11 protein-coding genes are annotated in these 15,022 nt (G+C 69.4%); 1 reads left to right on the top strand and 10 read right to left on the bottom strand.

The window, feature by feature from the left end; genetic code table 11:
- Positions 1 to 46: 46 nt before the first annotated feature.
- The 10 genes from ACWGO0_RS20135 to rplU all read right to left on the bottom strand — a co-directional run bounded on the left by ACWGO0_RS20135 (position 47) and on the right by rplU (position 14,068).
- A complete protein-coding gene (locus ACWGO0_RS20135) occupies positions 47 to 1,330 on the bottom strand; it encodes a glutamate-5-semialdehyde dehydrogenase (RefSeq protein WP_453536404.1) in 1,284 nt (427 codons plus the stop codon).
- 85 nt (positions 1,331 to 1,415) lie between these two features.
- Entirely contained in the window at positions 1,416 to 1,916 is a 501-nt protein-coding gene (locus ACWGO0_RS20130) for a hypothetical protein (protein ID WP_453536401.1), read from the bottom strand.
- A 121-nt stretch (positions 1,917 to 2,037) separates the two neighbouring features.
- The gene (gene proB, locus ACWGO0_RS20125) at positions 2,038 to 3,165 is read right to left on the bottom strand and encodes a glutamate 5-kinase (RefSeq protein ID WP_453536533.1); all 1,128 of its coding nucleotides are present in this window, start codon (positions 3,163 to 3,165) and stop codon (positions 2,038 to 2,040) included.
- A 190-nt stretch (positions 3,166 to 3,355) separates the two neighbouring features.
- Positions 3,356 to 6,073, bottom strand: coding sequence for a CDP-glycerol glycerophosphotransferase family protein (locus ACWGO0_RS20120; RefSeq protein ID WP_453536530.1), 2,718 nt, complete (start codon positions 6,071 to 6,073; stop codon positions 3,356 to 3,358).
- A 207-nt stretch (positions 6,074 to 6,280) separates the two neighbouring features.
- Positions 6,281 to 7,555 (bottom strand): glycosyltransferase family 2 protein, encoded by a 1,275-nt coding sequence (locus ACWGO0_RS20115; protein WP_453536398.1) that lies wholly within the window; start codon positions 7,553 to 7,555, stop codon positions 6,281 to 6,283.
- A 180-nt stretch (positions 7,556 to 7,735) separates the two neighbouring features.
- On the bottom strand, positions 7,736 to 9,811 hold the full coding sequence (locus tag ACWGO0_RS20110; protein ID WP_453536527.1) for a hypothetical protein: 2,076 nt from the start codon (positions 9,809 to 9,811) through the stop codon (positions 7,736 to 7,738).
- 227 nt (positions 9,812 to 10,038) lie between these two features.
- Complete coding sequence (locus ACWGO0_RS20105) at positions 10,039 to 11,538, bottom strand: D-ribitol-5-phosphate cytidylyltransferase (RefSeq protein WP_453536395.1); 1,500 nt, start codon at positions 11,536 to 11,538, stop codon at positions 10,039 to 10,041.
- 367 nt (positions 11,539 to 11,905) lie between these two features.
- Entirely contained in the window at positions 11,906 to 13,342 is a 1,437-nt protein-coding gene (obgE, locus tag ACWGO0_RS20100; protein WP_453536392.1) for a GTPase ObgE, read from the bottom strand.
- Positions 13,343 to 13,475: 133 nt separating this feature from the next.
- On the bottom strand, positions 13,476 to 13,733 hold the full coding sequence (rpmA, locus tag ACWGO0_RS20095) for a 50S ribosomal protein L27 (RefSeq protein WP_015608479.1): 258 nt from the start codon (positions 13,731 to 13,733) through the stop codon (positions 13,476 to 13,478).
- Between the two features lie 14 nt (positions 13,734 to 13,747).
- Positions 13,748 to 14,068, bottom strand: coding sequence for a 50S ribosomal protein L21 (gene rplU / locus ACWGO0_RS20090; protein WP_073723125.1), 321 nt, complete (start codon positions 14,066 to 14,068; stop codon positions 13,748 to 13,750).
- 326 nt (positions 14,069 to 14,394) lie between these two features.
- Between rplU and ACWGO0_RS20085 the strand changes: the two genes are divergently transcribed.
- Positions 14,395 to 14,997 carry an acyltransferase gene (locus ACWGO0_RS20085; RefSeq protein ID WP_453536389.1) on the top strand — a complete coding sequence of 201 codons (603 nt, stop codon included), beginning with the start codon at positions 14,395 to 14,397 and terminating at the stop codon, positions 14,995 to 14,997.
- Positions 14,998 to 15,022 lie beyond the last annotated feature (25 nt).

The following is a 15,022-nucleotide window of genomic DNA, read 5'->3' as shown; positions in this document are numbered from 1 at the left end:
ACGGGTCGTTTTGGGCAGGGAGCGCACAAACTCGGCCCACCGGCCGCTACCGGATGTGGCCGTCGCCGGTCACGATGTACTTCGTGGACGTCAGCTCCGGAAGGCCCATGGGGCCCCTGGCGTGCAGCTTCTGCGTCGAGATACCGATCTCGGCGCCGAACCCGAACTGACCGCCGTCCGTGAAGCGCGTGGAGGCGTTCACCGCGACCGTCGTGGAATCGACCAGCTGGGTGAAGCGGCGGGCCGCGGCCTGCGACGTGGTCACGATCGCCTCGGTGTGACCCGAGGACCAGAGCCGGATGTGGGCGACAGCCGCGTCCAGTGATTCGACGACGGCGGCGGCGATGTCGTACGAGAGGTACTCGGTCTCCCAGTCCTCCGGCGTCGCCTCCACCACGGTGGCCTTCGACCCTTCGGCGTACTCCATGACCCGCTCGTCGCCGTGGACCGTAACCCCGGCCTCGGCCAGGGCTTCGAGCGCCCTGGGGAGGAACTGTGCGGCGACGTCCTTGTGGACGAGCAGGGTCTCGGCGGCGTTGCACACGCTGGGGCGCTGCGCCTTGGAGTTGATCAAGATGTCGACGGCCATGTCGAGGTCGGTCTGCGCGTCCACGTACACATGGCAGTTTCCGGTGCCCGTCTCGATGACGGGGACCGTGGACTCCTCCACGACCGTGCGGATCAGTGAGGCGCCGCCGCGCGGGATCAGTACGTCGACCAGGCCGCGGGCCCGCATCAGCTCCCGTACCGAGTCGCGGCTCTCCCCCGGCACCAGCTGCACCGCGTCGGCGGGGAGCCCGGAGCCTCCGACGGCGTCCCGCAGCACCCGTACGAGGGCCACGTTCGACGCGTACGCGGACGAGGAGCCCCGCAGGAGTACGGCGTTGCCCGACTTGAGGCAGAGGGCGGCGGCGTCCACCGTCACATTGGGCCTGGCCTCGTAGATGATCCCGACCACGCCGAGCGGCACCCGGACCTGGCGCAGGTCGATGCCGTTGGGCAGGGTCGAGCCGCGCACCACTTCGCCGACCGGGTCGGGCAGCGCCGCAACGTCGCGGACGTCGGCGGCGATGGCGCGGATGCGCTCGGGGGTGAGGGTGAGCCGGTCGACGATCGACTCGCTGGTCCCGGCCTCGCGGGCCCGGGCGACGTCCTCGGCGTTCGCCGTGACGATCTCGCCGGTACGCACTTCGAGCGCGTCCACGATCGCCAGCAGCGCGTCGTCCTTCGTCGAACGAGGGAGTGGCGCGATGTCTGCGGCGGCGGCGCGTGCCCGGTAGGCGGCCTGGGCGACCGGGGACATGTTGTCGTACGGCGAAAGCGTGGTCATGCCCGCAGAGTAGTGCGCACGCTGCGGGCATCCGTCACGTATCCCGTGATGCGAGACGGCCGTCCGGAAAGGACCGCCGACTCGCTCAGTACGGGTGCACCCCGACCGGGGCAGCGGGCGGTGGGCCGTACCCCTCGGCGATGCGCAGGTGGTACGTCTCCCTGTCGATGACCTCCAGGCCGACGATCTCCCAGGGCGGGAGCTTGGCGCTGGAGCGGTGCTCTCCCCACAGCCGCAGCGCGACCGCCGCGGCGTCGTGGAGGTCGCGGGCCTCTTCCCAGTAGCGGATCTCCGCGTGGTCGTTGGCGTACCGGCTGGTGAGCAGGAAGGGGTGGTCGTGCGCCAGCTGTTCGAGGCCGCGTCTGACCTCCTTCAGCGGGATCTCCGTACCGGAGACGCTGAGGGTGATGTGCCAGAGCTTCGACTGGGTGCGCTCCTCGCGCGCCGCCATCGGTTCCTGTTCGGTGGCGCGGTCCGTCGTGCGGTCTGCGGGCAGCCCCGCGCCGAAGTCGGAGCCCGCTCCGACGCTGGTCAGGGCGCGGCTTCCCGTCCCTCGGGGCGGCGCCCCCGGGCGCGCTCGTCTCACCGGCGGCCTCCTGTGAATGCGTTGCTGTGCTGTACGCCTTGCGTCCCCGCTACAAAGTTGACCAGCCCGAGGGCGGGCGTGGGGCGCTTTTGGTGAAGGTCTCTGCCAAATGTCTGGACTTTCAGCCGATTCGGGGGGTGAGCCGCGGCGCGAGGATGACCAGATCGTCTCTGTGTACGACCTCGCGTTCGTAGGCGGGGCCGAGCTCCCGTGCCAGGTCGCGGGTGGAGCGGCCGAGCAGCTGGGGGATCTCCTTGGCGTCGAAGTTGACGAGGCCGCGGGCGACGGCCCGGCCGGAGAGGTCGCGCAGCTCCACCGGGTCGCCCGCGGTGAACTCGCCCTCGACCGCGGAGATTCCGGCGGGCAGCAGCGAGGTGCGGCGGTCCACCACGGCCCGTACGGCACCGTCGTCGAGGGTCAGGGCGCCCTGCGGGGTCGACGCGTGGGCGAGCCAGAGCAGCCGGTCCGCGGAGCGGCGTCCCGTCGGGTGGAAGTACGTGCCGGTGTCGCGGCCCGCGAGCGCGTCGGCGGCCCGGCTGGCGGAGGTGAGGACGACGGGGATGCCGGCCGCGCTGGCGATCCGGGCGGCTTCGACCTTGGTCACCATTCCGCCGGTGCCGACGCCCGCCTTCCCCGCGCTGCCGATCGTGACACCTTCCAGGTCCGCGGGTCCGTTGACCTCCGCGACGCGTGCGGCGCCCGGGGTCCGGGGGTCACCGTCGTAGAGACCGTCGACGTCGGAGAGGAGGACCAGGAGATCGGCGTGGACGAGGTGGGCGACGAGCGCGGCGAGCCGGTCGTTGTCGCCGAACCGGATCTCGTCGGTGGCCACGGTGTCGTTCTCGTTGACGACGGGCAGCGCGCCCATGTCGAGGAGCTGGTCGAGCGTGCGGTACGCGTTGCGGTAGTGGGCGCGCCTGCTGGTGTCGTCGGAGGTGAGGAGCACCTGTCCGACGCGTACGCCGTAGCGCGCGAACGAGGCGGTGTAGCGGGCGACCAGGAGTCCCTGGCCGACGCTGGCCGCGGCCTGCTGACGGGCCAGGTCCTTGGGTCTGCGGATCAGTCCGAGCGGGGCGAGTCCGGCGGCGATCGCACCGCTGGAGACGAGGACGATCTCCTTCTCCCCGCCGCTCCTGACGTTGGCCAGCACATCGACGAGGGCGTCGACGCGGTCGGCGTCGAGGCCGCCCGCGGCCGTCGTGAGTGAGGAGGAACCGATCTTGACCACGATCCTGCGGGCGCCGGTCACGCCCGGCCTGGCAGCTGACACGTACTTCCTCACTCTGGCTGGCCCGGCGCTCGGCTGCCGGGCTTCCGGGGGCCGTCCCCGGGCAGCACAGTACGCGAACGGCCGCGCCCGGCGCCTTCCCGTTCCGCTCGATGGACGTCCTCGGTGGACAGCGGTCGGGAGGGGCCGGACGCGGCCGGTCGGGACGGGGTCAGCCCTTGTCGACCGTCAGCATCCGGTCGACCACCCGCGCCGCGGCGAGGCCGTCGGAGGGCTCGCAGAAGTCGACCCTGAACTGGGCGTACTTCTCCTTGTACTCCTCGGTCACGGCCTCGATGTTGCGGATCGCGTCGACGAGTTCGGTGGACGTCTTGATCAGCGGTCCCGGGGCGCGCGACGTGAAGTCGAAGTAGAAGCCGCGCAGGGTGTCGCGGTAGTGCTCCAGGTCGTACGTGAAGAACAGCATCGGACGGCCGGAGTGCGCGAAGTCGAACAGCACCGAGGAGTAGTCCGTGATCAGCACGTCGGCGATCAGGTAGAGGTCGGCGATGTCCGGGTAGTACGTGACGTCCCAGACGAAGCCCTGGCCCGCGCCGGGGATGCTGTCGAGGACCTTGTGGTGCTTGCGGTAGAGCAGCACGTGGTCGTCACCGAGCTGTTCCTGGGCGGCATTGACGTCGATCTGGTTGTCGAGCTTGAAGCGCCGGCCGCCGTACCGCTGGTCGTCGCGCCAGGTCGGCGCGTACAGGACGACCTTCTTGCCGGCGGGGATGCCGAGCTTCTCCCGTACGGCCGCCGCGCGCTTCACCCGGTCCGGGGCGTGGAAGACGTCGTTGCGCGGGTAACCGGCCTCCAGGACCTCGCACTGGAGGCGGAAGGAGTTGGTCATGATCGGCGTCGTGAAGGCGTTCGGCGTGATGAAGAGGCTGTACTGGCGCGAACGCTGGGGCAGGCTGGAGATGTAGGCGAGGTTGGCCTGCGGGGTGCCGAGCAGGTCGGCGCCGATGCGCTTGAGTGGCGTGCCGTGCCAGGTCTGGACGACGACCTGGCCCTCACGGCGGACGAACCACTCGCGGATGCCGCCGTTGGTGACGATGTAGCGGCTGCGGGCCAGCGCCTCGTACCACTCCTTGCTGCCCCACAGCACTCCGCGGACACCCGGCGGCAGCACGACCTGCTCGTCGTGGACCATCGCGATGTGCTCGACCTCGGTGCCGCGGCGCTTGAGCTCCTCGTAGACGGCGCGGGGCGAGTCGGAGAACTGCTTGCCGCCGAAGCTGTTGTAGAGCACGGCTTCGCGCAGCGGCAGCTTGCGCTGCTCGGGGGTGTACACGTCGCGCATGAGCCGCTGGCGGTACGCGCCGCGCAGCTCGGGCTCCAGGACCGGTCCCGACTCCAGGAAGATCCGGTCGTAGTCCAGCCGCTCCAGGGTGTACGTCCGGCGGGCGCCGTCCTGGGCCGACGGCAGCGTGGAGACCAGGTCGGGGCGGATCGTGACGGGGATGTCGTGCCGGTGGTTCCACTCGTCGCGGGCGCGCAGGAACGGGAGCCAGCGGCCGGAGCGGAGCGGCAGCGTCCCGTCGTACGCGGGCATGGCGTCGGGTGTGAGGCGGGCGGTGAAGCGTCCGTTCCCGAACTCGGCGGGCAGCGGCTTGTCCTCGTTGCGGCCACTGTGGCGCAGGACGAACTTCATCGTCTCGGCCGGGCCCGTGTACGTACCGGAGAGGAGCAGTTCGCCGTTCTCGGACCATTCGGTCCGGTCGACGACCGGCTGGGTGGTGCGCAGCTGCGGGGTGAAGTTGCCCGCGCCGTCGGTGACCACGGCGAATTCGAGGTTGCCGGGCAGCTGCTGGACGGCGGTGCGCAGGGACTGGCCGATGGTGGCGCGACGGGTCTTGCCGTCCGCGAACACGATCTGTGCGCGGTACTTGCGGGACTTGCCCGGGACGACGCCCGCGACGGGGAGGTCACCGAAGGGGAGGCGTGCGGTGTACCGGTTCCAGCCGTCGATGCCCGGGTCGCCGGCCTCCATCGGGAGGTCCGTCGAGAATCCGCTGCCCTCGTGGTCGATGCGCAGGGCCGTCGGCGTCCTGCCCGCGCTCGCGGTCCCACGGGAGCGGAACGTCACCGTGAGGCCGTTGTCGTCCATCTCCTGGGACTCGGCCTCGGCCGGCACGATGTCGACGGAGAGCTTCAGACGGTTGCGGTCGTAGCCGGCGACGAGCCGTACGCCGTCGTCCAGCACGTGCACCTGGCTGTGGCCGGCGGCGCCGCTGTTGCTCTTGAGTACGCTGCCGACGGACATGCCGCCGGGTCGCGGGATACCGACGCCGAGGCGCCAGGTGCCCGCCTGCCACTGGCCGCGGGTCCGCAGGCGCGACGGGTCGATGGCGAGCTCGAAGCCGGACCAGTCGTAGGAGTGCAGGGCGCCCTTGGCCTCCGCCGTCGCCCTGGGCTCCAGGACGGTGCGCAGCCGCAGCGGGATGGTGCTCCTGCTGCCCTGGCGCCGCAGGACGGCCACGCGCAGAGAGCGCTTGCCCGTCGCAGAGGGAACGTTGGGGATGTACGCGTAGCCGCGGACGACCAGTCGCCCGTCCTGCCAGGCCAGGTCGGTCAGCTTGCCGCGTACGGGGAGCTCGCTGCGGGTGAAGTTGCGCACCGTGGGGGGCAGAGAGGAGCTCTCGACGCCGGGCAGCTCGATGCGGGCCCGCCGCAGGCCCTTGACCGCGAAGACGCCCGGGTTCTCGCGCTCGTAGTGCAGTACGTCGACGAGTTCGTCCCCGCGCCCGCTGGCCGCCAGATGCCACTTGACCCGGGCCATCGGGGAGAACTGCCGGACCAGCTTGGGTGCCGCCTGCGCCAGGAAGTCCTTGGCGGCCGTATGGAAGGCTGTGCGCTCCTCGACCGGTGTCTCGGGGAAGTACTTCATGAGACGGCTGAGCTCTGCGGGGATGGTTTCGACAGGTCGGGACGCCACGGCGAGAGGGCCTTTCCGGGGGGACTTTCAGACGTGAACCCCAGGAAGACGGGGCGTGAATGAGACTCTCACCAAGGTCTCATGGTTGCCCCACAGCATGGAGTGACGCCCGTCACAATTCCCTTGACGCGGCGGGTGTTTCACGGCACGTGCGTGCGGTTAGGGGCTCTTTGTTCGCTCCGCCCGAGCACGGAGCGCGCGAAGGTTCCGGAGCGCCGTTCTGCGGATCCTGCGCACCGCTCGGCGGACGAGGGAGACATACGGCCTCGGCTCCGGCGCCTCGATCCGCCGGCCGCCGATCCACTCGGTGACCGTCACCTCGTACGCCTCGTCGGGCAGTCCCGAACCGTCCCTGAAGTGCGGATACGCAAGGTACAACCGGCTCGGGCGGCTCGCGCGGACGAGCGCGGGCTCGCTCTTGGCCTTCATGAACCGCACGACGTCGAGGAGCAGATCGAGCCTGCCCTTCGCCACACAGAGCAGCCTGAGCCGCTCGTTCGCCTTCAGCCCGCGAGCCAGTCCGGGCGTCCAGTACGCCTTCATGAGCGGCGCCGCCAGCGCCATCTTCTTGTCGCGCACGGCCTCCGACTGCTTCAGCAGATTGGGTCCGAATTGTGGCAGCAATGTGATGACGAACGGCCGGACCATCAGCGAGTCGCGCCGCGGCCCCGGGGGTACGTGGGTGGCGATGAGGCGCATCAGCGCACGCGCCGAGTCGAACCGCAGTACGTAGCCGCCGCTCTTCGTCACGTGCTTGCCGTCGTCCCGGCCCACGAGGTAGTAGCAGGTGTAGTCCGCGACGACGGAGACGCCGGCGCCCCGCAGGTACGCCTCCATGGTGAACAGCGCGTCCTCACCGGTCTTCAGCTTCTCGTCGAAGGACATCCCGAGCCGCTGGAGAAGCGCGCGCCGGAAGAGCTTCTGGGCGCTCAAAGTGAACTTGACGTTGGACACGTACAGGTCGGCGCGCTCGACGGTCTCCTTCCACATCGACTTCGCCGCACCGCGGTTGACCCCGACGACCTTGCCGAGCACCACGTCCGTACCGGCGCGGTCGCCCATCGCGACCATCCGCTCCAGCGCTTCCGGGCCGAAATAGTCGTCCGCGTCGAGGAAGAACACGTAACGCCCGCGCGCCATACCGAGGCCGACGTTGCGCGGCCCGCTGGGTCCGCCGGAGTTGGCCTGGTGGACGACCCGCACAGGAATGTCCGTACGGGCGGCGAAGGCGTCCAGGTACTCCCCCGTGCCGTCCGTGGAGCCGTCGTCGACAGCGACGATCTCCATGCGTCCGGCCGGCAGCGTCTGCTCCTCGACGGACTCCAGGCAGCGGATCAGGTACGGCATGGCCTGGTAGGCCCCGATGACGACACTGACATCGGGTACGTCGACCTCGCTTTCGCTGGTCTCCCTCGACACCCGGAACTCACCCATCTCGTCAATTCTCATCACAAATGAGACAGAATGCCGATCAAGGGTGTCTTTTATGTATCAACACGCCGAACGGTCCGTACGTCCCTCTCCTGGAGAGACGTACGGACCGTCGGATGGGTTGCCTGGCCGCCGCAACGGCCGGATCACCGGATCACCGGATCACCGGATCACTCGGGAAGGTCAGCGGACCGCCGAGGGTCCGGTGCCGACCTCGGCATCGGCGTCGGCCGCCGCCACGGCGTCGGCGACGATCTGCTCCTCGCCGTCCCCCGCGCCGCTGGACTCGTCCTCCAGGTCGGGCGACGCCACGCTCTGCTCCCCGATCCGCTGGCTGACCCCGGCGTTGCGGGCCTCGGCCTTGGCGGCGAGCGCGCGCACCGCGGAGTTGAACTGCTCCAGGGAGGTCGGCTCGTCCGGGCCGAGCAGGTAACTCTTCAGCTCGTACCGGGCGTTCGCCAGCGGGTCGGCCGCGCTGTCGGTGACCGCGTCCAGCAGCTCGCCGATCTCCTCGGCGCTGTTGGAGAGGATGACCGCGGCCCGTACGGCGGTGTTCTGCCGCTTGAACTCCTCGGCGCCGAGGACCGCAGAGTCGGTGACCGCGTACGGCTTGCCGCTCGCGATGAAGTCGGACACCACGCTGGAGATGTCCGAGACCATGGCGTCGGACTCGTTGAAGCAGTCGTACAGCTTGGGCTCGGCGCCCGTCACCGTCTTGTGCTCCCACCAGCCGAAGGAACGCCAGTAGGCGTCGTTCCACTCGGCCCGCAGCGCCTCGACGTGCTCCTGGCGCGACGGGTCGGCGAGCGAGACGCGCGACTCCTCGGCGTCGTCACCACCGGACCGGCCGGACTTCACCAGGCCGGCGAGTGCCGCCTCGATCCGTGCGAGCTCGGCCTTCGCCGCCTGCTGCCCTGCGGCAGCGGCGGCTGCCTGCTCGGCCCAGTGCGGCTCGGCGGCACGCTCCGCGGCCGCCTTGCTGAGCAGGTTCTGGATCCGCGCGTGGACGGCCTTGGCCTTGGCGCTGCGGATGCCGGTGAAGGGGTGCGGCTTGTAGATGACCCGTACCGGCTTCTCGGCCTTCAGCAGGCGGCGCACGATGTTCTCGCCGGCCAGCAGCAGGGAGGTGTTGCCGGGGTTGTCGTCCCAGCCCTCCCAGGTGGGGGCGTAGAGCACGGTCGGGATGGGGTTCTTCGCGGTGCCGGTCCAGGTCTTGATCGGCGCGAGCTGCGGCCGTCCGACCTCGACGATGTCCTCGTCGCGGATGCCGACGTCGGCGAGCGCGTAGCGGTCGCGGCCCGCGCGGCCCGCCGTCCACACCTCGTCGTACACCTTGGAGTACGGGTTGACGCTGGCGAGCTTGTCGCTGTCGCCGTGCCCGATGAAGACGTGCTTCATCGTCGGGACGCGCAGCATGTGGATGTTCTTGCCGACGTTGGCCGGGTAGAGGCAGACCCGGACGCTGGCGAGGTCCAGATTCATCAGGTGCGTACCAGCGGGGACGCAGAGCACCGGCACGGAGGTCTCGGCGAGCTGGGGCACGAGACCGCGCTCACGCATGATGATCAGCGGGCGGCCTTCGGCCTTCGCCATGGTGTCGAGCCACATGTTGCCCTGGTACGCCGACTCGTTGGAGCCGGAGAAGTAGAGCACGACGGTCGGCTGGTAGTCCCGCAGCCAGCCGTCCACGGCCTTGAGCACGGCGGCGGCCGGGGGCGCCAGCCGGCCGCGGCGCAGATACGGGACGAGCGCCGCGTTGAAGGCGAGCGCCAGCAGCAGGGTGAGCGCGGCGCCGGCGTAGCCGATGACGTCCACCCCGGTCCCGGCGGCGATCAGGATGCCGACCACCGCGGGGATGTCGAGGTGGAGCATCTTCTCGGCCGAGCGGTGCAGCAGCGCGCGCGGCGGCGCGTCGGGAATGCGCACGGCGTGCAGGTCCACGTTGCGGGTGACGACCGGCATGGTGCGGCGCATCCGGACCAGGGTGGTCATGGCGCCGTGCGGGGCCTGAAGACTGTAGAAGAGCAGGAAGCAGGCGACCGCCGTGTAGAAGAGCGGTTCCGACGCGAGGTCCAGCCGGGCGAGCAGCAGGATGACCATCAACTGGCGGAGCAGGAAGCGGATGGACAGTCCCGCCCGCACCTTTCCGAGCCGGTTGACGAGATAGCTGCCGCGCTGATGCAGATACCAGTCCGCGATATACGTGACAGCCGTGGCCGCCGCGAAGAACCAGATATTGGGCACGAGCGCGGCCAGCATGATGAGGGGATATCCCAGCAGCATCAGTACGGCCGCCGCCAGTTCTGACCGGCTGCCCACTCGGGCCAGGCGAATGGCTGTCGAAATCACGAAGAACCTGCTCCAGGGGGGGGTGCCGGTTGATTCACGTATTGAGGGAAATGTGAAGGCGGGGCTTCACGCATTCGGGCCTTTGTGTTCGCGCAATGCGATCACAAAGGCCCGAGAAGAACATTTGCCGAGAATTATTACACATCTTCCTGGCGGTCGAGCACGGACGCCAGGGCCTGCTCGAAACCGGAGGATTCGGACACGTCACTGGTCGGGTCCTGCTGCCGGACGTCGATGACGTGACCGGTCATCGCGGACAGCAGCACGTCCAGCGAGGTACGGGCCACGGCCTCCGAGGAGAGCAGCGAACCCTCCGGCTCCTGACCGAACGCCTTGGTACGCATCGGGGTCGCCGTGCGCTCCGGGTTCACGCAGTTCACGCGGATGCCTTCGCCCGCCCACTCGTCGGCGAGCGCCTGGGTGAGGTTCACCATCGCGGCCTTGGTGGAGGAGTAGAGGCTGTACTCGGCGCGACCGCGCGTGTAGCTGCTGGAGGTGTAGAGCAGCAGCTGACCCTTGGTCTCCGCCAGGTACTTGTACGAGGCGCGGGCGATCTGGACCGGCGCCAGGTAGTTGACGTTCAGCGCTTCCTGGATCGTCGCGGTGTCGGTCTCCGCAAGCTTGCCGATGCGCAGCACGCCCGCGGTGTTGATGACGTAGTCGATCCGGCCGGTCTCCGCGTACGCCTTGGAGAGCGCCTCGTCGACATGCTCGGGATTCTCGACGTGCGTACCGGTGGTGGAGCGGCCCAGCGCGTAGACAGTCGCGCCGTACTGCTCGGCCAGCGTGGCGATGTCGGCGCCGATGCCGTACGAACCGCCGAAGACCACCAGCGTCTTGCCCGAGAGCAACTCGCGGTAGGCGGCCTCGTCGGCCTGGCGGGGGGCGGCGGTGGAGGCCAGCTGGAAGAGCTTGTCGGTGATGAAGACGTCGACCGGCTGGGTCACCTTCATGTTGTACTCGTCGCCCGCGACCACGTAGATCGGCACATCGGGGAGGTACCGCAGGACCACCGAACAGTCGTCGGTGGCCTGGAAGTTGGGGTCACCGGCCGCGATCCTGTACGCCTTGCGGATCGTCGACAGCTTGAACGCCTGCGGAGTCTGGCCGCGGCGCAGCCGGGACCTGTCCGGGACCTCGGTGATGAACTCGCCGTCCTCGCCGTGGGTGCGGGTCACGATGATCGTGTCCGCGGACGGGATGGCGACATCGACGGCCTGGTAGCGGTCGAGGGCGTCGACGCAGTCCTTGATGACGCGCTGTGACAGCAGCGGTCGGACGGCGTCGTGGAAGAGGACGTTGCGGTCCTCGCCCTCGGCAAGGCCCTCGCCGAGGGCCGCGATGGCGCGCTCGGTGGTCTCGTTACGGGTGCTGCCACCCTCGATGACCTTGATGACCTTGGTCAGTCCGGCCTTGGCGACGATCTTCTCGACGTCGGGCACGAATCCGGGGGCCATCAGCACGATCACATCGTCGATGTCCTCGGCGTTCTGGAAGATGGTCAGCGTGTGCTCGATGACTGCCTTGCCGGCGATCTTCAGCAGCTGCTTGGGGATCGACAGTCCGACGCGCTGACCGGTACCACCGGCGAGTACGACAGCAGTGGTCCGGGGCTTGGCGTGGTGCGGCACAGACACAGACGACCTACCTTGCGATGACGAGGGAACAGTGTGATGGTCGCACTCTCCGTGACCGTCTCGCAAGGCGGACGTCGGTCGGTGCATGCCCCCCGGAAACCCGTAGTTCACCGCCTGGCCAGGGAGGTTGGGCTCCGGTGGAGCCGTACGGGGGTGACCGACTCCACAGACGCGTCACCCGATCCGCACACCTCGGGCGCCCGACAGGGGCCGCCACCAGGCAATTGTGGCGAGTGTGACGGTGAGTGGCCGCTGCGACACGGTTGACGCGATGCCTGCGTGGTGCGCGCGAGGCCCGCCGAGCACCGCTTTCGACGGCACTGCGACGGGCCTCAGTCACTCACTCAGGAAATCAACTCGCCCGGTCCTAGAAGGGATCGAACTCGTCGTACTCGCGCTGCGGGTCGTCGCGCTCGCCCTCCCGGTCCCGGCGGCGCTGCGCGGCGGGCCGCGGCGCCTCAAGGCGGTGGTCCTCGCCACGACGGCCCAGCATCTCGGCACCGGCCATCATGGTCGGCTCCCAGTCGAAGACGACCGCGTTCTCCGCGGAGCCGATGGCCACGGCGTCGCCGGCGTGGGCACCCGCCTTCCGCAGCGCCTCCTCGACACCGAGGCGGCTGAGCCGGTCGGCGAGGTAGCCGACGGCCTCGTCGTTGTTGAAGTCGGTCTGCTGGATCCAGCGCTCGGGCTTCTCGCCGCGCACCCGGTAGATGCCCTCGTCGTCGAGCTTGACGGTGAAGCCGGAGTCGTCGACGGCCTTCGGGCGGATGACCACGCGGGTCGACTCCTCGGCCGGCTTGGTGGCGCGCGCCTCGGCGATGATCCCGCCGAGGGCGTACGAGAGCTCGTTCAGGCCCTTGTGCGCGATCGCCGAGACCTCGAAGACGCGGTATCCGCGCGCCTCCAGGTCCGGGCGGATGATGTCGGCGAGGTCCTGGCCGTCCGGGATGTCGACCTTGTTGAGGGCGACGATGCGCGGCCGGTCCTCCAGACCGCCGTACAGCCGGAGCTCCTCCTCGATCATGTCGAGGTCGGAGAGCGGGTCACGGTCGGACTCGAGAGTCGCGGTGTCGAGTACGTGCACGAGCACCGAGCACCGCTCGACGTGACGCAGGAACTCGAGCCCGAGCCCCTTGCCCTGGCTGGCACCGGGAATGAGCCCCGGCACATCGGCGATGGTGTAGACGGTCGACCCGGCGGTGACGACACCCAGGTTCGGCACAAGGGTCGTGAACGGATAGTCCGCGATCTTCGGCTTGGCGGCCGAGAGCACCGAGATCAGCGAGGACTTGCCGGCGCTCGGATAGCCCACGAGTGCGACGTCCGCGACGGTCTTGAGCTCCAGGACGATGTCCCGGCTCACGCCCGCCTCGCCCAGCAGGGCGAAGCCGGGGGCCTTGCGGCGGGCGGAGGCCAGCGCGGCGTTGCCGAGGCCGCCACGGCCGCCCTGGCCCGCGACGAAGGTGGTCCCCTGGCCGATCAGGTCGGCCAGCACGTTGCCTTCCGTGTCGAGGACGACCGTGCCGTCGGGCACCGGCAGCACGAGGTCCTGACCGTCCTTGCCGGAACGGTTGTCACCCGCACCGGGCTGGCCGTTGGTGGCCTTGCGGTGAGGGCTGTGGTGATAGTCCAGCAGCGTGGTGACGGCCTGCTCGACGACCAGGATCACGTCGCCGCCACGGCCGCCGTTGCCCCCGTCGGGGCCTCCCAGCGGCTTGAACTTCTCACGGTGGACGGAGGCGCAGCCGTGGCCCCCGTTACCCGCGGCGGCATGCAGCTCGACGCGGTCCACGAAGGTGGTCATGGTTGGTGCCTCCAGGTAAATACGGGAATGTCTCTCTACGTAACACGCCGAGGGCGGACCCGCTTCCCCGATTACCGGGAAAGCTGAGATCCGCCCTCGGAAGGTGCTGTGTGTCGTTCTGCGCGTGCCTGAATCAGACGGCGAGCGGAACGATGTTCACGACCTTGCGGCCACGGTGCGTACCGAACTCCACCGCACCGGCGGTAAGCGCGAACAGCGTGTCGTCGCCGCCACGGCCGACGCCCGTGCCCGGGTGGAAGTGGGTGCCGCGCTGGCGGACCAGGATCTCACCGGCGTTGACGGCCTGACCGCCGAAGCGCTTCACGCCGAGCCGCTGAGCATTGGAATCGCGCCCGTTCCGAGTGGACGATGCGCCCTTCTTATGTGCCATGTCTCCTCAGTCCCTTACTTCGCAGCCGCGGGGATACCGGTGACCTTGATCGCCGTGTACTGCTGGCGGTGACCCTGGCGACGGCGGTAGCCGGTCTTGTTCTTGTAGCGAAGGATGTCGATCTTCGCGCCCTTGTGGTGGTCCACGATCTCGGCCTGAACCTTGATCCCGGCAAGCACCCACGGGTCGCTGGTGACGGCGTCGCCGTCGACCACGAGCAGCGTAGAGAGCTCTACGGTGTCGCCGACCTGGGCGGTGGGAATCTTGTCAACCTCAACGATGTCGCCGACAGCTACCTTGTGCTGGCGACCACCGCTGCGCACGATGGCGTACACGCGGATCTCTCTTTCGCTCGGAACGGATCCCCTGATGCCAGCCGCTCGCACAGGCCGAAGCCCGCGACGATCCGGAAGGATGAGCGGCCTCTCCGCGACGTACGGCGCGAACGCCGTGGCCGGGAGGGATGTGCTCAGGGGTAGGCGCACAGAAACACGCCGAGGGTCAAGGTTACGGGGCGGGGTGCGGGGGGTCAAACCGGGTGGGGCGGGGCGGGCGGGGGCGTCGACTCGTACGCCGTCCTGAGGTGCGCCACCGGCGGACCCACCGGCCGGCCGGGATCGTAAGCTCTCCGGGCAAGTCCGCTCTTCGGAAGGCGCACCACGTGAACTACAGAGTCCAGCCCACCGCCCAGGTCGACGAGAGCGCCGAGATCGGCGACGGCAGCAGTGTCTGGGAGCTCGCGCAGATCCGCGAAGGTGCCCGGCTCGGCGAGGGCTGTGTGGTCGGCCGCGGTGCGTACGTCGGTACCGGTGTGCAGATCGGCGACAACGTCAAGATCCAGAACTACGCGCTGGTGTACGAGCCGGCCGAGCTCGGCGACGGCGTCTTCATCGGCCCCGCCGTGGTGCTCACCAACGACCACAACCCGCGCTCCGTGGACCCCGAGGGCAAGCAGAAGCGCGGCGGGGACTGGGAGGCCGTCGGAGTGAAGGTCGCCGAGGGTGCTTCGCTCGGGGCCCGTTCCGTCTGCGTCGCGCCGGTACGGATCGGGCGCTGGGCCATGGTCGCCGCGGGTGCCGTGGTGACCAAGGACGTACCGGACTTCGGTCTGGTCGTCGGTGTCCCGGCCCGTCGGATCGGCTGGGTCGGGCGCGTCGGCGTGAAGCTCGTCGAGCGCGCGGGCGAGGCCGGAGTGTGGGAGTGCCCGCAGACGGGTGCCGTGTACGAGGAGCAGGACGGGGTCCTCAACGAACGCGCGGCCTGAACCGGCAGCCATGTCTCACGGCCAG

It is taken from the genome of Streptomyces sp. NPDC055749, assembly GCF_053617235.1.
This window is presented reverse-complemented; position numbering and strand designations above follow the sequence as displayed.